Below are 17,720 nucleotides of genomic sequence, written 5' to 3'. Positions count from 1 at the left end.
ATGCACGTTCCGGTCCAGGCCACCGACCGCGAGATCTGGCGCGATGGCATCGCATCAGAGGGGACACGGCTGATCCCGGAGGAGACGCCGCTGGCGCTGACCTATAATGGCGGCACCTATGCCGTCATGATGGGGACACCGCAGAACCTCGAGGATTTTGCGGTCGGCTTCAGCGTGAACGAAGGCATCGTCGGGTCGGTCGACGACATTCGCTCTCTCGACGTGGTCCGTCTCGACGACGGCATCGAGCTGCGGATGTGGCTGGCATCGGAGGATGCAGCCCGCATCAACGAGCGCCGCCGCCACGTCGCGGGACCCACGGGCTGCGGCATCTGCGGCATCGAATCCATTGCCGAGGCGGTGCGGCCCGCGGCCGTGGTGCCGCAGGGGCAGACCTTCACGCCGGAGCAGATCATGGCGGCGATGCAGGCGATCGCGCCCCTGCAATCGATCAACATGCAAACCCGCGCCGTTCACGCCGCCGCGTTCTGGTCCCCCGCAGGCGGCATCGTCGCGCTGCGCGAGGATGTCGGCCGTCACAACGCACTCGACAAGCTCGCCGGCGCCCTGGCGCGCAGCCGCGCGGATGCACGCGGCGGCATGGTGCTGCTGACGAGCCGGGTCTCGGTGGAGATGGTGCAGAAGACGGCCGCGATCGGTGCGCCGGTGATGGTCGCCGTGTCGGCGCCGACCGCCCTCGCGGTACGCACGGCGGAAGCCGCCGGCATCACGCTGATCGCGATCGCGCGGCAGGACGGGTTCGAGATATTCTCGCATGGCAGCCGGATCGTCGCGCGCCATGCCACGGAGGTTGCCGATGTCGCCTGACCGCCTGATCTACATGGCCAACCAGATCGGCACATTCTTCCGGAGCCAGGGCCATGACAAGGCCGTGCCTGGGATTGCCGAGCACATCAAGAAGTTCTGGGATCCCCGCATGAAGCGCGCGATCTTCGCCCATCTCGATGCCGGCGGCGCCGGCCTCGAGCCTGATGTGCACGAGGCCATCACCTCGTTGAAGCAGGCGACGTCCCTTCCAGCAGCGCCCTGAACACGCGCCGCACCTCGGTCTGGGTCTCCTTCACCCGCGCCTCCAGCGACGAGAAGTCCGGCGCGTCGCCCGCGCGCGCCATCACGCGCAGGAGGTCGGTGCCGGCGGTCTCTGGCTTGAAGCGCTCGCTTACGCAAAGCCGCAGGATCTGCGTCAGGTCGTGATAAAGCCGCGCCGCCGCACGCAAGATCTCGGTCTCGGACTGCGCGAGCACGCCGAGCCTGCATGCATTTTCCAGCACCTGCATGGTGCTGACGTCGAGAATGTCCGGCTTCTCGTGGGCATGCACGAGCTGGAGATATTGCGCGATGAAGTCGATGTCGACCATGCCGCCGGCCGCATGCTTGATATCCCAGCAATCGGCCTCGCCCTTTTCCTGCGCGATCGCGCGCCGCATGTCGGCGACGTCGTTGGCCGTGATTGCGGGATCGCGTCGGCGGGTCAGGACATCGCGGATGACACGCTCGATCCGTTCCCGGAACTCGGGCGACGCCGACACCACGCGGGCGCGCGTCAACGCCATGTGCTCCCAGGTCCAGGCCTCGGTGGCCTGGTAGTCCGCGAATGAAACGAGACTCGAGGCCACCGGGCCGGCGCGCCCCGACGGCCGCAGCCGCATGTCGATCTCATAGAGAACGCCGTAATTGGTGCGCGTCGTGAAGGCGCTGATCAGGCGCTGGGTGAAGCGCGCGAAATAATGTGCGCCGTGAAGCGATTTCGGTCCGTCGGAGTCCGGATTGTCGTTGTCGAAATCGTAGAGCAGGATCAGGTCGAGATCGGACGAGGCCGTCATCTCGCGGCTGCCGAGCCGGCCCATCGCGATGATCGCGGTCTCCTGCCCCTTGATCCGGCCGTGCTGGGCGGCAAAGCGATCGGCGACGAGGCCATGCACGGTGTGCACGATTCCTTCGGCGACGTCGGCAAAGGCGGTGCTCGCCTGCTGCGCCGAAACCGTGCCGGACAGGATGCGCGTGCCGATCAGGAACAGGCTCTCCTGGCCGAACAGGCGCAGGCGATCGAGAAATTCCTCGTAGGAGTCCGCGTCTCGCACGGTGGTCGCGAGCCGGCCCGACAATTCCTGCCTGTCGGGCATGGCGCCGAAGAAGCGCGGGTCGATCAGACCATCCATGAGCTGCGGCTGCCGCGCCAGCATCTCGCCGAGCCGCGGCGCCGCCCCCAGCACCAGCGCCACCAGCGCGACGAGATCGCGGTTCTGGCCGAGCAGCGTGATCAGCCGGCCGCCGCGCTGCAGTGCTCCGAGGAAATGATCGAACGCTACGACGGCGAGATCCGGCCCCTCGGCGTGGGCAAGACCGTCGATCAGGGCCGGCACGAATTCGACGAAGGCGCTTCGCGTCGCCTCATTGCGGAATACGCGGTAGTCGCCGGTGATCCAGTCGCGCACGGTCTGCGCGACGGCGGCCGGCTTCTTGAAGCCCAGCGTCGCCAGGTGCTGGAGCAGGCGCGGATCGTCGGGACCTGCACTATAGTCGAGCGCCGGCAGCCTGGCCGTCCCGATCGGATCGTCGCCCTCGAACAGTTTTTCGTAGTGACCCTGGACGATCTGGAGCTGGTGCAACAGGTCGCGCGCAAAGGCTTCGCGATCCTGATAGCCGAAGAACCACGCGAAGCGCTCGACCGCTTGCCTGTCCTCAGGCAGTGTATGGGTCTGCTCGTCGGCGATCATCTGGAGGCGATGCTCGACCCGGCGCAGGAATTCATAGGCCGTCGTCAGCTCGTCGCGCGCCGCAGAAGTGATCCACTTGCTGGAGGCGAGTACATCGAGCGCCCTCAGCGTCGGCCGCACCCGCAATTCCGGATGGCGGCCGCCCGCAATCAGCTGCTGGGTCTGGGCGAAGAACTCGATCTCGCGGATGCCGCCGCGCCCGACCTTGACATTATGTCCCTCGACCGCGATCTCGCTCTGGCCACGATAGGTTTGCATCTGCCGCTTCATGTCGTGAACGTCGGCGAGCGCGGCGAAGTCGAGGTGCTTGCGCCAGACGAAGGGCGCGATCTCCGCCAGAAGCGCTTCACCCGCCCTGGCATCGCCGGCGCAGGCCCGCGCCTTGATCATCGCAGCGCGCTCCCAGGTGCGGCCTTCCCGCTCGTAGTAATTCAGCGCGGCGTCCCGCGCGATCGCCACCTGTGTCGAGGACGGATCGGGCCGCAGGCGCAGATCGACGCGGAAGACGTAACCGTCATAGGTGCGCTGCTGGAGGATGCGCGCCATCCCCTGTGTGACACGGACGAAGAACGGCTGCGGCTCGATGTCCGCCGCCAGCGTCGTCGCATCGGGATCGAAGAACACGATCAGATCGATGTCGCTGGAATAGTTCAGCTCGCCCGCGCCCATCTTGCCCATCGCGAGCACGATCAGCCCGCAGCCCTCTTCGGGTGCCTCCGGATTGGGCGGCGAGAGCTTGCCGCGTGCGGCTTCCTGCCGCAGCAGATATTGCAGCGCCGCCTGCACGGAGGACACGGCAACATCGGTGAGCGCCGCCGTCACCCGCATCACCGGCCAGACACCGCCAATGTCGCACAGCGCGATCAGCAGCGCGGCTTCCGCCTTCATCCGGCGAAGCAGCCGCATCACCTCGGCCTCGTCAGGGGCGGCGAGCACCGCGCCCCTTGCCTCAGCGATCAGTGCGGCGAGATGCGGGTCCGGATCGCATTCGAGCAGCCGGATCAGGCGCGGGGCATCAGCGCGCACCAGATCGAACAGATAGGGCGAGAATTCCGCGATCCCGGCCAGGATGTCGCGGGCGAAGGGGTGGCCCAGGAGCGCTTCCAGACGCGCCGATTGGGCCGGCTCGAGCTCGGCCAGCCAGCTTTCCAAACGTCGTTCGTCGGTTGTGGAAGCGGCAATATGGGGGGCCTCCGCAAAGCGTGCGGCCAGCCTCTCACCATGCTTGTCCGCGTTTCCCGGCGCGGAGTGGTTCATGCCACCTTCTGTGGCACATCCGGCATTGGCGGAGCAACCCTGCCGCCCGCGCCCACGCGCGCCGGCAGCACCAGCGTGGCGACAAGACCGGGATGGGCATCGCCCAGCCGCAATTCTCCGCCATGCAGCGTGGCAACAGCCGAGGCGAGGCTGAGGCCGAGGCCGGAGCCCGGCAGAGTGCGGCTCGCCTCCAGCCGGACGAATCGCTCGACGACATGCTTGCGGTCGTTTTCGGGGATTCCCGGGCCGCGATCGGTGACGCTGAGCAGCACCTGATCGTCCTCACGCCGGGCCTCGATCGTGATCTGCCGGCTATCCATGCTGACCACGGCTCCCGGGGACTGCGAAGCAGGCTTGCCGTATTTGATCGCATTCTCGACCAGATTGGCGAGCGCCTGGCTGATCAACTCGCGGTTGGCGTGAACCGGCGTCGGATCGGCCTTCACCTTCAAGGTCATGCCGTCGTCCTCCGCCAGGGGCTCGTAGAGCTCGTGGATGCCATTGGCGACCTCGGCGGCGTCGAAATCATCCATGTTGCCGCGCGCCTGTCCGGACTCGGCACGTGCGATCATCAGAAGCGCGTTGAAAGTACGAATCAGCCCGTCGGATTCCTCGATGGTCCGCTCCAGCGCGGCACGGTAATCGGCCTCGCAGCCTGATCTCGCCAGCGCCTCCTCGGCGCGATTGCGCAGCCGCGTCAACGGCGTCTTGAGGTCGTGGGCGATGTTGTCGGAGACCTCCTTCAGGCCCGCCATCAGCGCCTCGATCCGCTCGAGCATGGCGTTGAGGTTCTCGGCGAGACGATCGATTTCGTCGCCGCTGCGCCCCACGGGCAGGCGCTCGCTGAGATCTCCGGTCATGATCCGCTGCGCTGTGCCGGTCATCGCGTCGATGCGCCTCAGCACCCTCCGTGCGACGAAAATGCCGCCGGCGAGGCCAAGCACGACCACGATCAGGACCGACCATTGCGCCGCCTTGGCGACGATACCGAACAGGCGCCGCCGCTCGGCGAGGTCGCGGCCGATCAGAAGCCGGAAGCCGTTTTCCAATTCGGTGACGCGAACGAGCGCGCGATGGTCGCGATCATCTGTATCCTCGATCCGCCGGTAGGCCGTCTCCGACCAGCCGCGCGTCGCCATCACGCCCGGCGCCAGCGAGCCGACATTGCCGGCAATCGCCTGGCCCGTCGGCGTGGTCACGAGGTAGAGGTTGGCGCCCGGCCGCAGTGCCCGATATTCGATCGTGCGCACCAGGCGAAACATGCCGCCGCGGCCGTAGATCTCGTTGATCTCCGAGGTCTCGGCATTGACCGTCTGCGTGATCTCCTCGGTGATCAGTCGCCGCGTATTCCAGGCGAAATAACCAAGCAGCGAGGCCGCAAACATCGCGAACAGCAGCAGATAGACCAGCGTCAGCCGGAACGCCGTGGTGCGGACGAGTTTACCGAATGCCGTCACGGATCATGTTTCCAATTTCAGCGCCGCGTCTGCTATCACCGAACATCGTCACTCTTCATATTCTGCTTTATCTACAGTACCTTAGGTCGATAAGCCATCGTCTGTCTTCGCCAAAAATCGCTAAACGCCAGCCGGCCAAGGTAAAAAAAGTGGTAAGGCGGCGCATGGGTCCGTTTGAAAGTATCCGTGACGGTCACACACCCGCACCCGGTTCCCGTGGATTCGCTGACCGTGACGGGCAAAGCATCCGTGCCGGTAAGTGGTAAGCGAAACGGAACGTTAAAGTGGCGCTCAATTCGAACCAAGTTAAATCCCTGCAAGCTGGCGTTCATGCAGACAGGGGGCCTCTATCTGGTTGGGCGCGGGAGCGGTGATCGGGTGTGGGCCTTCCGTTTCACCGACCCAACGGGCAAACGGGCGCAGATGGAGTTAGCAAGGGCTGGCGACCGCGACGGCGCACCCGTTGTCGCCAGGAGGTCAGACTGGTCATTCTCAGTAGAGCCTCGTACGGTATCCTTCTTCCATCGTCTTCTCGGCCTCTTCGACTGCGATGGTCGCAGTCTGCTCGGCGATGATCCGGCCGAGCGTCGGGAAACTGTTGCGCTCGACCTGAGCAGCCGGATTCCAGAGCTTCGAGCGCATCAGCGCCTTGCCACAATGGAAATAGGTCTCCTCGACGTGGATCTTGAGTCCGATGATCGGGACGACGTTCTGCACCGCGAGCGGCGTCAGCAGCTCGGCGTCCTGCGAGATCTCGGCGCGGCCATTGACGCGCAGGGTCTCGTTGATTCCGGGCACCAGGAAGATCAAGCCGATGCCGGGCGAAGCGATGATGTTGCCAAAGGTGTCGACGCGGTTGTTGCCGCGCCGATCGGGGATCAACAGCGTCTTGTCGTCGAGCACGGCGACGAAGCCCGGCGCGTCGCCGCGCGGGCTTGCATCGGCATGACCGTTGCCGTCGCTGGTGGCGAGGACGAGGAACGGGGAGAGCGCGATGAAGTCGCGGCAGAACTGGTCGAGATGGTCGAGAACCTTCTTTTCGGCAAGCGGGCTGAGCTGCCCGAAATGCGCACGGAGATCCTGTTGCGTCTTGACCGGCGGCTTGCCGCCTGCACCCTCGCTGTCCATTCGCGAACCTCCCTTTTTGAGGTGAGTTTCCCTCTTTCGGCTAGTTGGCCTCGATTCCGCACCAGCTCGCGGTGAACAGCGCGAGCGCCTTGGTGACCCGCTTCACCGAGGCAAGATCAACGCGCTCGTTGAAGCCGTGGGCACCTTCCATCGTGGCACCGAAGCAGAAGGCGGGGACGCCGAAGTCGAGACCATAGAAGCGCGCATCGGTTAGCGCGGTAGACGAGAAGCTGGTCAGCTTGCGGCCGAACACATGCTCGTAGACCGGAGCCAGAACCGCTTCACTTTCCTGAATCTCGGTCGCGTCATAGCCCGGCGACAGGAAGCCGGACCAGACGATCTCCGGCGGATTGTTGGCGAGGAACGGATGCGAGCGCGCCGCCTTGGCGACGAAATCCACGATCTCGGCCTGGGCATCGGCGATCTTCCAGCCGGGCAGCACACCGATGCGGCAATCGACATCGCACCAGGCGGGCACGCTGGAGGCCCAGTCACCGCCCTTGATGATTCCAGGATTGAAGTTGAGCGGATGCTCGACCGATTTGAACGAGGGGTGCGTCTTGGCGCGCTCGTTCCATTCGGCTTCGAGACCTTCGAGCTTCTGGATCAGGTGGATTGCAGCCTTGATCGCATTCGAGCCGGTTCCGGCGCGCGCGACGTGAACCGGAATCCCGCGCACCTTGAGGCGGAACCAGATCACGCCGACCTGGGCGCGCATCAGCTTCTCGTCGGTCGGCTCGGGCAAGATGCAGGCATCGGCACGATAGCCGCGCTGAAGTGTGGAGAGCGCGCCGAGACCGGTGCTCTCCTCCTCGATCACCGATTGCAGGTGGATGCGGCCCTTGGGCCTGTAGCCCGCGGCCTTGATCGCATCGAGCGCATAGAGCGCCGAGATGGTACCGGACTTCATGTCGCCGGCGCCGCGGCCATAGAGCCAGCCGTTCTCGACCACCGGCTGGAACGGCGGCCGCTCCCACATGTCGAGCGGGCCGGCAGGCACGACGTCGCAATGACCCTGGAGGATCAGCGAGCGGCCCTCTTCCTTCGCCGGACGGTAGGTGCCGACGACACTGCGGGCGCGCGAGAAATCGGTCTCGACCGGACCATAGCCCGGCAGGGTCTTGAGATCGTCCTGGTTGATGACCCAGTCATCGACCTCGTAGCCGCGATCGCGCAACAGCTTTGCGAACATGTCCTGACAGGGCGCCTCCGCCGCGCGCGTGCTCGGGATCGCCGTGAACGCGATCGTGGTGTCGATCTGCTTGTCGAAGGCGGCATCCACAGCGGCCTCGATACGCTCGCGCGCGCCGGCTGGAAGGGGAAGGTTGTCGGTCATGAACTCATCCTTGCTGTCGGTCGTGCGCCGGTCACGCTGGCAAAGCCCGGCTGGTCGAAGAAATCGCGGCCCGGGATCGCATCGAGCAGGTCGCGCGTGTAGGCGGCTTGAGGGGCCGTGAAAACGTCCGCGGTCGCGCCTTCCTCCACGATGCGCCCCTTCTGTAGCACGATGACGCGGTCGGCGATCTCGGCGGCGATCCGCAGGTCGTGGGTGATGAAGATCATGGCGAGCTTCATCTCCTGACGGAGCTCGGCAAGCAGCGCCAGCACCTGAGCCTGGACGGAAACGTCGAGCGCCGACACGGCTTCGTCGGCGATCAGCACGCGCGGCTCGAGTGCCAGTGCGCGCGCAATACAGATGCGCTGGCGCTGGCCACCGGAGAATTCGTGGGGGTAACGATCGGCGGCGACGGCATTGAGACCAACTCGCACCAGCAGCTTCCTCGCCTGCTCCATCGCTTCCGTGCGCGACGTGCCAAAGGCCATTGGTCCGCGCGCAATGGCATCGCCGACCTTCTGGCGCGGATCGAGGCTCGCAAACGGATCCTGGAACACGATCTGGAGCTGCTTTCGCGCCTGGCGGAGCGCCTCGCCGCGGAGCCGGCGGAGATCCTGGCCGTTGAAGCGGATCGCACCGCCATCCGGCTCGGTCAGACGCATGATCATGCGCCCGAGCGTCGACTTGCCGGACCCGGATTCGCCGACGACGGCGAGCGTCTCGCCCTCATGCAGCGTCAGCGAGATGCCGTCCGCCGCGACGACCTCGCGCGGCGGCTGCAACAGGCCGCGCTTGACCCGGAATGTCTTCTCAAGACCGATGACTTCGAGCAGCGGTGTAGGATGGACCGCGGTGCGGCGGATCTCATCGAGCCGCGCCTTCGGCACCGCATCGATCAACTCGCGGGTGTAGTCAGCCTTAGGATTGCGCAGGACTTCCTCGACCGTCCCCTGCTCCACCACCTTGCCATGACGAAGCACCACGACGCGGTCGGCGACATCGGCAACGACGCCAAAATCATGGGTGATCAACAGCACGCCCATGCCGCGGTCGCGTCGGAGATCGTCGATCAGGCGCAGGATCTGACGTTGGGTGGTGACGTCGAGCGCTGTGGTCGGCTCGTCAGCGATCAGGAGCGCCGGGCGATTGGCCATCGCCATCGCGATCATGACGCGCTGGCGCTGTCCGCCGGACAGCTCGAACGGATAGCTCTTCTCAAGCAGCTTTGGATTTGGCAGGCCGACCTGCGTCAGGAGCTGCTGCACGCGTTCGTGCACCTCAATTGCCGACGGCATCGGCTTTTGATGGCTGAGGATCATCTCCTCGATCTGCCTGCCGACCCGCTTGAGCGGGTTCAGCGAGGACAACGGCTCCTGAAAGATCATCGCGGCTTCGCCGCCGCGCAGGCGGCGCAGCGCCTGCCGGTCGAGCTTTTCCGGATTTTGCCCCGCGACGGTCACGGCGCCCGCGGCAATATTGACGCTCTTCGGCAGCAGCGACAGCACCGCATGGGCGATCATCGACTTGCCCGAGCCGGATTCGCCGACGAGGCAGACGACTTCGTTGGGCTTGACCTCGAAGAAGACGTTCTCGACCGCGAACGAACGATCGCCGCCTTCGGGTAGCGCGATCGAGAGCCCCTCGACCGACAGAACGGGTGCCTTGGCTTGCACGGCGTCGCTCATGACCGGCGCCTCGACACACGCGGATTGAGGACATCGGACAGACCCTCGCCGAACAGATTGATCGCGAGCACGGTAATGAGGATAGCGAGACCCGGGAACACACTCATCCACCAGGCATTGCGGATCACGGTGCGGCCGGCGCCGATCATGAAACCCCAGGACATCAGATTGGGATCGCCGAGGCCCATGAAGGACAGCGCGCTCTCGAGCAGGATGGCGGTCGCGACGGTCAGCGAGGTCACGACCAGGATCGGCGAGATCGCATTGGGCAGGATATGGCCGAGCACGATCCGCAAGGTGCCCTCACCCTGGCACAGCGCGGCTTCGACGAACTCCCGGTTGCGCAGGCGCAGGAACTCGGCGCGGGTGAGGCGCGCCAGCGGCGGCCAGCTCACCGCGCCGATGGTCAGGATGATCGTGCGCAGCGACGGGTTGAAGGTCGCAACCAACAGGATCGCAAGCACGAAGGCCGGGATGGTCTGGAACAGCTCCGTCATCCGCATCAGCACGAGATCGACCTTGCCGCCGAAATAGCCTGAAATCGCGCCGATCGTGACGCCGATCACCATCGCCGCCATGGCCGAGGCGATGCCGATCACGAGCGAGACGCGGGCACCATAGGCAACGCCGGCCGCAACGTCGCGGCCGAGCGTGTCGCCGCCGAACAGCAGGCCGTCTTCGCCGGGCGGCGTGAACGGCGCGCTGACCATTTCCCAGGGCGAGACCGGAAAGACGATGGGCGCGATGAGCGCGATGACGACCACGACAAGCAGCACGACGAGGCCGACCATCCCTGAGGGATGACGCAGGAAGGCGCGGATCGCATCCATCACGCAGCTCCCGTCGTCATGCGGGGATCGATCAGCCTGTAGATCAGATCGGTCAGCAGATTGAGCACGATGACCACGATCGACAGGATGAGAAAGATGCCGAGCAGCACGGGATAATCACGCTGGAGCAGCGCATCGAAGGTCAGCCGGCCGAGGCCCGGCCAGGCGAACACCGTCTCGATGACCACGGCGCCCCCGACGAGTGCGCCCGCCTGCATGCCGGCGACCGTGACGACCGGCACCAGCGCGTTACGCAGCATGTGACCGACGACGATGCTCGGACCCGACAGGCCCTTGGCGCGCGCGGTCTTGATGAAATCCTGCTGCGCGACCTCGATGATCGAGGAGCGCATCAGCCGGGCATAGATCGCGAGATAGATCGCCGCGAGCGAAGTCACCGGCATGATCATGTGCTTGGCGATGTCGAGCGCATGCTCCAGCGGCGAGAGCTTGACGTTGATGGTCTCGTAACCGAACGGCGGCAGCCAGCCGAGTGTCACGGAAAAGACCAGCACCAGCATCAGCCCCAGCCAGAACACCGGCGTCGCATAAAGCACCAGCGACAGCACGGTGAAGACCGTATCGAGCACGCTGCCCGCCGCCAGCCCAGCGAGCGCGCCGAGGATCGTGCCGATCAGCAGCGCGAGGCAGAAGGCCGTCACCGTCAACAGCAGCGTCGCCGGCAGCCGCTCCAGGATGAGATCGACCACCGCGCGGCGCTGGCGGTAGGAATAGCCGAGGTCGAGCCTGACGACGCGGCCGAGATAGCTTGCGAGCTGCACGGCGTAGGGCTTGTCGAGCCCATATTCCTGGCGCAGATCTTCCAGCAGCTTCGGGTCGGACGCGCCGGATTGGCCGGCCATGACCTGGGCGGGATCGCCAGGGGCGGCCCGCACCAGCACGAAGTTGAAAGTGGCGATGACGAGGATGACGGCGACGAGCTGGGCAATCCGGCTCAGCGCCATCAGCCCGATCGTCGCCGCGCTGCCGAGACGGATCACGATTTGTAGACCGACCCGAAGGTTTCGTGCGAGCCGATGCCGGTCGACACGATGTTCTTGAACGCCTTGTCGTAGATGATGGGGTATTCGAGCTCCAGCGTCCAGGCGACCGGCACGTCCTCGACCAGAATCTGCTGCACCTTGGAATAGAGCTCCTGTCGCTTGGCCTCGTCGAGCGTGACGGCGGCCTCGTCGAACAGCCTGTCGACCTCGGGGTTGGAATAGCCTTCGGTGTTCGAGAACAGGATGCCTTTCTTGATGTTCGACGACACGTAAGTGCGGGAAACGCCGAGCGCAGGATCGCCGAGCTGGTAGAGCAGGTTCTGGGTCATCTCATAGTCCCAGTTGCCGACTTTCTCGGCCCAGCCGGCCATGTCGGTGCCGACGAGGACGAGATCGATGCCGACGCGGGCAAAGCTCTGGCGGAAGAACTCGCCGGCGCGCTGATAGGATTCGCCGTAAGGCGGCACGATGTATTTGATCTCTGCGCGCTTGCCGTTGGCGCCGGGCTTCAGCCCCATCTCGTCGAGCAGCGCCTTGGCCTTGTCGATCGAATAGTCGTAGCGTTTGACCTTGCCGTCGTAGAATTTCGTCTTGGACGAGATCGGGCCGGTCGCGACCTTGGCGCTGCCGAAATAGACCCGCTTGGCGAGCGCATCGCGGTCGATCAGGTGCATCACCGCCTGCCGGAAGCGCTTGTCGTTCATCGGCGCGACGCGGTTGTTCATCTCGAGCCACTGGTGCGGCGCGAAATACTCATAGCCCTTGGTGGTGACTTCGAGGTTCTTCTGCGCCTTGAAGCGCTGCACGTCGAAGAACTCGACGTCGGTCCATTGCGCGAGCTGCACCGTGCCGTTCTCCAGCGCCAGCGCGCGCGATGCCGAATCCGGGATGATGCGATAGATGATCTCGTCAAGATACGGCTGGTCCTTCAGATAGTATCCTTCATGGCGCACCAGATGGACATGCGAGCCGCGCACCCATTCCTTCAGCTTGAATGGGCCGGTGCCGATCGCCTTGTCGTTCAGCGGGTTCTTGCGGTAGTCGGTGCCTTCATAGATGTGCTTTGGCACGATCGGTGCCGAGGTGCAGTCAAAGCAGCCGAGGAACGGCGCAAAGGGCTGCTTCAGCTTGAACACGACGGTGAGCGGATCGGGCGCCTCGGCCGAAGCGACGCGCGCAAAATTCTGCCGCGCGCGCGGATGCGTCTCGGTCAACACCTTCATGCAGGAGAACACGACGTCCTCGGACGTCATCGGCTTGCCGTCGTGGAAGGTGATGTTGGGAAACAGCTTGAACGTATAGGTCAGCCCGTCCGGCGAAATCTCCCAGGACTGCGCCATCCCCGGCATCGGCTTGAGGTCAGCGCCATATTTGAGAAGGCTCTCGTAGATCTTGCCGCCGAGCGTCAGCGTCGGCTGCTGCTGGTTGAAGGCGGTGACCAGCAGCGGCGGCTCGGGCTGGATGATGGTGTTGAGCGTTCCACCGCGGGTCTGGCCGGCCGCGCGCGTGATGCTGAAGGGAATAGCGGCGCCGGCGGCCAGCATGGCCTGGGTGAATTCGCGTCTGTTCATCGAGCTCTCCGTGTCCGCATATCGGCGTGAGAAGGACTTTGCCAGACGCCGTATTCGGGTTCGACGAACATGGCCGGCGCGAGCATTGTTGCCAAACGCCCTGTCCCGCGCTACCTGACCGGGGACAAGAACCATCGCGATCGGGCCATATCTGGCCCGGAAGATGCATAAGAGCCTTGCAGAAAAGGACTTGGATCGGGAGTTCACGACACGTGAAAGTCGTAACGCGGCGAGATGTGACCAGCGAATTGCGCATTTGCAGCAAACAGGAGGGCCCCGCAGCGGCCGCCAACTATGCGGGACAACTTCAGACGATCGCGCGGCCGGTCGCCGCGATGACCGCAACTTATCCGAACGAGAGCACCAGCACGCGGCACGCACATCGGCGCGACCAGTTCATCCTGCAGATCACCGGCGTCACGGCGATGATGACCGAGCGCGGTCATTTCGTGGTTCCACCCGGGCATGGTTTATGGATTCCGGCTGGCGTTGTACATCAGTCGCGCGCCTGGGGTGAAGTCGAGGCCCAGACGATCTATGTCACGCCTGATCGCCGGCGAGAAACGTCGGAGACGTGCCGCCTGATTCGTGCATCCTCGCTCGTCGAAGCCCTGATGGACGAGGCGGTGCGGATGCCGCAGACCTACGACCAGGACGGACGCGACGGCAAGCTTCTCGAACTCCTGCTCGCCGAGATCTTACACATGCCGGAGGTGACGCTTCACGTGCAGGTGCCACCGGACCCCCGCCTTGCGGCGATCTGCAAGGCAGTGCTTGGCGACCCCTCATCGGACCTCACGCTCGACGACTGGGCCGACAAATGCAGCCTCAGCCGGCGAACGCTGACGAGGCTGTTCCGCCGCGAGACCGGTCAGAGCTTTTCAGTGTGGCGACAACGCGTGCGGCTCTTGGAAGCTTTGGCACGCCTGGGCGCAGGCGAACCCGTCACATGCGTAGCGCTGGACGTGGGCTATGACAGCCCGAGCGCATTCGCCGCCATGTTCAAGCGCGAACTTGGCGCTGCACCGCGGCATTATCTTCGTTGGACAGATCGAGAAGTCGTACTGCGCTAGTCGCTAGCGACGACGCCGGTTCGTCGAGAGGCAAGCCGCGCTGAGAAAGCCATCTTGTAGTAAAGGTGGTCGCGCTAGCCCGTGCGTTCACGCGAAGCAAGCGCCTCTCAATTTCGATGTGATGCGGCACGCGCGTAGCTCGAGTACATGACCGGCGCAGCGCGCTACGGTGAGGAATAGTGCCACCGCGGAGCTCGGCACTGCAATCACCCACGCATCGAAAGAACAGATGGCACCTGACGCCCCGGATACCGCAGTCACACAGACCATCTTGCAGCAGAACCATGATGTGTCATCGCGTGCTGAAGCGTACAGGCGCCGTGATGGATCGCCTGGCGCCCGCCGGAGGTGCCGGTACCGGCGAGGCACGGTGCACCAGCGCGATCACCTCTCGGTCGAGTTCAGCTGAGCCTGCCGAACGGGCGAGGCTTGCGGAGAGCACATTGCCTCTCTCATCGATGGAGAAGCGCACGTAGGCAACGCCGCCCTCGCCCCTCGACTGGGCACCTGACGGATAGCGCTTGTGCCGTTCCAGATGTCCCATCAGGAGCGATTGCCAGCTGGCAGGTGACAGGGAGGAGGCCCCAGACGCCGTCTGCGCGGCGGCGGTGCGGCTCGATTGTTGGGCTTGTGCCTGGGCGCGGATCGCGGCTTGGGCTTCCGTTGCGGCGTGCTCCTTGCGCGGTTTTGGCTTCTGCGTTCGCTTTGCCATTTTGGGCCTGGCCGCCGGTAGCGAAACCTCGACCTTCTCCAGGTGTGGCGGTTTCTCCCTGACCACCTGCTCGACAGGCTCGGGTTCGACCGTCGGTTCGGGCGGCGGGTCCTTGGGCGGGTCCTTGGGCGTCTCCTCCTGCTTCTGCTCGAGCTGGGCGACGTTTTCCTCGACGGATCTCAACGCCGGCGTGGGCTCGTTCATTTCCGTCATCGCCGCCTGCGGCGTCTCGGCCAATTCGATCATGACGGCCGTGGGCGGCGCGTCGGCGGCGGCAACCACGAGGTCGGATCGCAGCAGCCAGGCTGCGATCCCTGCATGGAACGCAATCGTAAAGACTGCACCGGAGACCCAGAGCACCGCCTCCGCAAGCCTGACCTCGCGCGTGACGAATCCGCCGAAACGATTCACGGTGCACCTGTCGCCGGCGACGACGTCGGATCTTTTCCGGGAACGGCGCTATCGACCGTCGCCGGTGCGGGTGCGAGCTCAAGGCCGACCAGCGCGACCTTCAGATAGCCGGCCCCCCGCAGCAAGTTCATCACCTCCATGAGATGCTGGTAGTCGACCGTCCTGTCGGCTCGCACGAAGATGCGCGTGTCCTTGTTGCCTTGCGTGGCGCCGTCCAGTGCGGCCTGAAGGCTCTCGCGCGCCACCGGGTCGTTGCCGAGAGCGACTGTCAGATCTTCCTTCAGGGACAGATAGAGCGGCCTGTCGGGACGGGGTACAGGCTGGGCGGTCGACGCCGGCAAGTCGACATGGATATCGACTGTCGCGAGCGGAGCCGCCACCATGAAGATGATGAGGAGCACCAGCATCACGTCGATGAACGGCGTGACATTGATGTCGTGGCTCTCTTCGAGTCCGTCATCGACGCGTTCGCGTATTCCACCGGCCATGACGTCTACTCGGCTGCCAGCGGAAGCGCCGCCCGCGCGTCCGGAACCTTGCGGAAATCGAGATCGCGGCTGACGAGGCGTTCGACCCCGGCCGCCACGTCGGCGAGCAATTGGCGATAGCCGGTGATGGTGCGGGCGAACACATTGTAGAGGACCACCGCCGGAATCGCCGCGACGAGACCCATCGCAGTGGCGAGCAGGGCCTCGGCGATGCCGGGCGCGACCACGGCGAGATTGGTGGTCTGTGCCTGCGAGATACCGATGAAGGCGTTCATGATGCCCCACACCGTCCCGAACAGGCCGACAAAGGGAGCGGTCGAACCGATCGTCGCCAAGAGCCCGGTACCCCGGGTCAGGCGCCGGCCGGCCTGGGCCTCGATACGGACAAGCCTCGAAATGACACGCTCCTTGAGACCGACATTGCCGGCAAAGTCCAGCGCCGCCGCCGAGCGCGCCATTTCCTCGCTGGCCGATCGCACCATGAAGGCGGCAGGCCCACCGCGCTCGATCAGTGCGTCTTCGGCTGCGGCGAGGCTGTCCGAAACCGTGATGACGTCGAACGCGCGTTGGGCCCGCGCCTGCGCGCAGGCAATCTCGACAGCCTTCACGAACAGCACCATCCAGGTCACGAGCGACGCAAAGGCAAGGCCGACCATCACGCCCTTGACCACCCAATCGGCCGCAGCAAACATTCCCAGCGGTGACAGGTCATGCGGCATGCCGGCGCGCGGGTCCGGGCTCCGCGACGAACCCTCGGAACGAACGGCCGGGACGGTCCCGGCCAAGACCGGCTTGACCGCCTCTGCAGCCTCTGCCGAAACCGGCTGGCTGGCCGGAGCAGTGAGGCTCGCGGCAGGCGGCGTGTCCGGCTGCTCTGCCACCGCGCAGGATAATCCCGACGCCAAGGTGACGATCAGCACGATCGTCGTCATCGTCCAACGCCGCTTCTCCGAGCGTGTCATGTCGCGTCCTTCCCATCGTCTTTTCCAGCTCACATTCACGGAGGCGTTCGACGTCCGCGCATCCTCCGCGTCACCGACCGATCGGCAAATGATGCGCACCGCTGGCTGGCTAGCTTCTGAAACGATCAGTTTTCGCTGGCTTGCGGTTTGCCCATCCTCACGCGAAGGAAAGCCCTTGACGAAGACGCCGACGACGAACGCTACGATCGCTTGCATGACCCAAAGGCGCTTTCCTTCGGGCAGGCAAGTGAAGACCGTGCAAGTGTTCAAGAAGACAAAGAACGATGCAGCAAAAACCAATTCAGCGCTCATCATGGCCTCTTATCAGTGGCTATTCGCTCGCCGTCATTTCCCCGCCGCTGGATGCAGCAGACGGGACACCAGCTCCTGCACGCGGGAAAAAGCAGCTCGCGCTCCGGCGACGGCACGTTCCTCCTCGGGGCCGGAGAGGTTCACGGCATCGAGCGCCGCCGTGAACGCCTTCCAATGCGCGGCGCGCCCCTCTGGTGCTGCCGCCAGATGGCGGGCGCCGAAGACCTCCGACAAGCCGAGTCTTCCGGCGGCCTTGAGCAAAAACGCCGCGCCGAGATTCGAGCCCTCCGCGACGTAGAGCCAGCCGAGCGCCGTCGGCAGGTCGATCCCGGCGTCCGCATGGCTGAATTCGGCTTCGCCGCGGACGACGATCGGCGCGACGCCCAGATCGCCCAGATCCTGTCCGATCAATCCAAACCGCCGCCGGCTTGCGAGGTCGGGCAGCAATTGACCGAGCCTCGGACTGGAATAAAGCGGATCGATCGTCCGATGGAATTCATGCTGCACGTTGACGAAGCGGCCATACCTCTCACGGCTGGCGAAGGGGTTTTGCGCCATGATCGATTCATCGAGACTGTTGTGCTGCCCCTCCGTCTCGGCTTTGAGGCGTCTGGACCGGCTGGTTTCGAGAGACGTTTCGACGTCGACGGTGCTCATGCGCTGGTTCTCCCTGAAGGCGCGATTGATCTGATCCGAAAGTGGTACCTGCTCGTTCGTCATGTCGAAGCCGATCCGGATTGCTGTCCTCACCATCGG

The 17,720-nt window shown here is 64.8% G+C and carries 15 protein-coding genes; 3 read left to right on the top strand and 12 right to left on the bottom strand.

Annotated features, from left to right (window positions below):
- Both fdhD and EDE08_RS17070 read left to right on the top strand, forming a co-directional pair.
- The gene (fdhD, locus tag EDE08_RS17075; protein WP_131870185.1) at nucleotides 1–828 is read left to right on the top strand and encodes a formate dehydrogenase accessory sulfurtransferase FdhD; all 828 of its coding nucleotides are present in this window, start codon (nucleotides 1–3) and stop codon (nucleotides 826–828) included.
- On the top strand, nucleotides 818–1,051 hold the full coding sequence (locus EDE08_RS17070) for a formate dehydrogenase subunit delta (protein WP_165935987.1): 234 nt from the start codon (nucleotides 818–820) through the stop codon (nucleotides 1,049–1,051). Before fdhD ends, EDE08_RS17070 begins: the two co-directional genes overlap by 11 nt.
- On the opposite strand, the gene EDE08_RS17065 is transcribed toward EDE08_RS17070, so the two are convergent.
- From EDE08_RS17065 to EDE08_RS17030, 8 genes are all read right to left on the bottom strand, one after another.
- Nucleotides 1,008–3,995 carry a bifunctional [glutamine synthetase] adenylyltransferase/[glutamine synthetase]-adenylyl-L-tyrosine phosphorylase gene (locus EDE08_RS17065; RefSeq protein ID WP_131870187.1) on the bottom strand — a complete coding sequence of 996 codons (2,988 nt, stop codon included), beginning with the start codon at nucleotides 3,993–3,995 and terminating at the stop codon, nucleotides 1,008–1,010. The genes EDE08_RS17070 and EDE08_RS17065 overlap by 44 nt on opposite strands.
- Nucleotides 3,992–5,452: a sensor histidine kinase gene (locus tag EDE08_RS17060; RefSeq protein WP_131870188.1), complete on the bottom strand. Its 1,461-nt coding sequence runs from the start codon at nucleotides 5,450–5,452 to the stop codon at nucleotides 3,992–3,994. Before EDE08_RS17060 ends, EDE08_RS17065 begins: the two co-directional genes overlap by 4 nt.
- 492 nt (nucleotides 5,453–5,944) lie before the next feature.
- On the bottom strand, nucleotides 5,945–6,580 hold the full coding sequence (locus EDE08_RS17055) for a pyridoxamine 5'-phosphate oxidase family protein (RefSeq protein WP_131870189.1): 636 nt from the start codon (nucleotides 6,578–6,580) through the stop codon (nucleotides 5,945–5,947).
- A gap of 40 nt (nucleotides 6,581–6,620) precedes the next feature.
- Nucleotides 6,621–7,916 (bottom strand): ArgE/DapE family deacylase, encoded by a 1,296-nt coding sequence (locus tag EDE08_RS17050; RefSeq protein WP_131870190.1) that lies wholly within the window; start codon nucleotides 7,914–7,916, stop codon nucleotides 6,621–6,623.
- Nucleotides 7,913–9,601, bottom strand: a complete 1,689-nt coding sequence (locus EDE08_RS17045) for a dipeptide ABC transporter ATP-binding protein (RefSeq protein WP_131870191.1) — start codon at nucleotides 9,599–9,601, stop codon at nucleotides 7,913–7,915. Before EDE08_RS17045 ends, EDE08_RS17050 begins: the two co-directional genes overlap by 4 nt.
- On the bottom strand, nucleotides 9,598–10,431 hold the full coding sequence (locus tag EDE08_RS17040) for an ABC transporter permease (protein WP_131870192.1): 834 nt from the start codon (nucleotides 10,429–10,431) through the stop codon (nucleotides 9,598–9,600). The genes EDE08_RS17045 and EDE08_RS17040 overlap by 4 nt, the downstream gene beginning before the upstream one ends.
- Nucleotides 10,431–11,432: an ABC transporter permease gene (locus EDE08_RS17035; RefSeq protein ID WP_131870193.1), complete on the bottom strand. Its 1,002-nt coding sequence runs from the start codon at nucleotides 11,430–11,432 to the stop codon at nucleotides 10,431–10,433. Before EDE08_RS17035 ends, EDE08_RS17040 begins: the two co-directional genes overlap by 1 nt.
- Complete coding sequence (locus tag EDE08_RS17030; protein WP_131870194.1) at nucleotides 11,429–13,006, bottom strand: ABC transporter substrate-binding protein; 1,578 nt, start codon at nucleotides 13,004–13,006, stop codon at nucleotides 11,429–11,431. The genes EDE08_RS17035 and EDE08_RS17030 overlap by 4 nt, the downstream gene beginning before the upstream one ends.
- A gap of 212 nt (nucleotides 13,007–13,218) precedes the next feature.
- On the opposite strand from EDE08_RS17030, the gene EDE08_RS17025 reads away from it, so the two are divergent.
- On the top strand, nucleotides 13,219–14,079 hold the full coding sequence (locus EDE08_RS17025; protein WP_131870195.1) for an AraC family transcriptional regulator: 861 nt from the start codon (nucleotides 13,219–13,221) through the stop codon (nucleotides 14,077–14,079).
- 292 nt (nucleotides 14,080–14,371) lie between these two features.
- Here the strand turns inward: EDE08_RS17025 and EDE08_RS17020 are convergent, their stop codons facing one another.
- The 4 genes from EDE08_RS17020 to EDE08_RS17005 all read right to left on the bottom strand — a co-directional run bounded on the left by EDE08_RS17020 (nucleotide 14,372) and on the right by EDE08_RS17005 (nucleotide 17,621).
- The gene (locus EDE08_RS17020) at nucleotides 14,372–15,202 is read right to left on the bottom strand and encodes an energy transducer TonB family protein (protein WP_131870196.1); all 831 of its coding nucleotides are present in this window, start codon (nucleotides 15,200–15,202) and stop codon (nucleotides 14,372–14,374) included.
- Nucleotides 15,199–15,690, bottom strand: coding sequence for a TonB system transport protein ExbD (exbD, locus tag EDE08_RS17015; RefSeq protein WP_131870197.1), 492 nt, complete (start codon nucleotides 15,688–15,690; stop codon nucleotides 15,199–15,201). The genes EDE08_RS17020 and exbD overlap by 4 nt, the downstream gene beginning before the upstream one ends.
- Nucleotides 15,691–15,695: 5 nt before the next feature.
- Entirely contained in the window at nucleotides 15,696–16,652 is a 957-nt protein-coding gene (exbB, locus tag EDE08_RS17010; protein ID WP_245524806.1) for a tonB-system energizer ExbB, read from the bottom strand.
- Nucleotides 16,653–16,997: 345 nt separating this feature from the next.
- Nucleotides 16,998–17,621: a biliverdin-producing heme oxygenase gene (locus EDE08_RS17005; protein WP_131870261.1), complete on the bottom strand. Its 624-nt coding sequence runs from the start codon at nucleotides 17,619–17,621 to the stop codon at nucleotides 16,998–17,000.
- Nucleotides 17,622–17,720: the final 99 nt, after the last annotated feature.

This window comes from Bradyrhizobium sp. R2.2-H (assembly GCF_004346455.1).
Classification (GTDB): Bacteria; Pseudomonadota; Alphaproteobacteria; order Rhizobiales; family Xanthobacteraceae; genus Bradyrhizobium; species Bradyrhizobium diversitatis.
The sequence above is the reverse complement of the archived record's forward strand: the minus strand, read 5'-3'. Positions and strand labels throughout refer to the sequence as shown.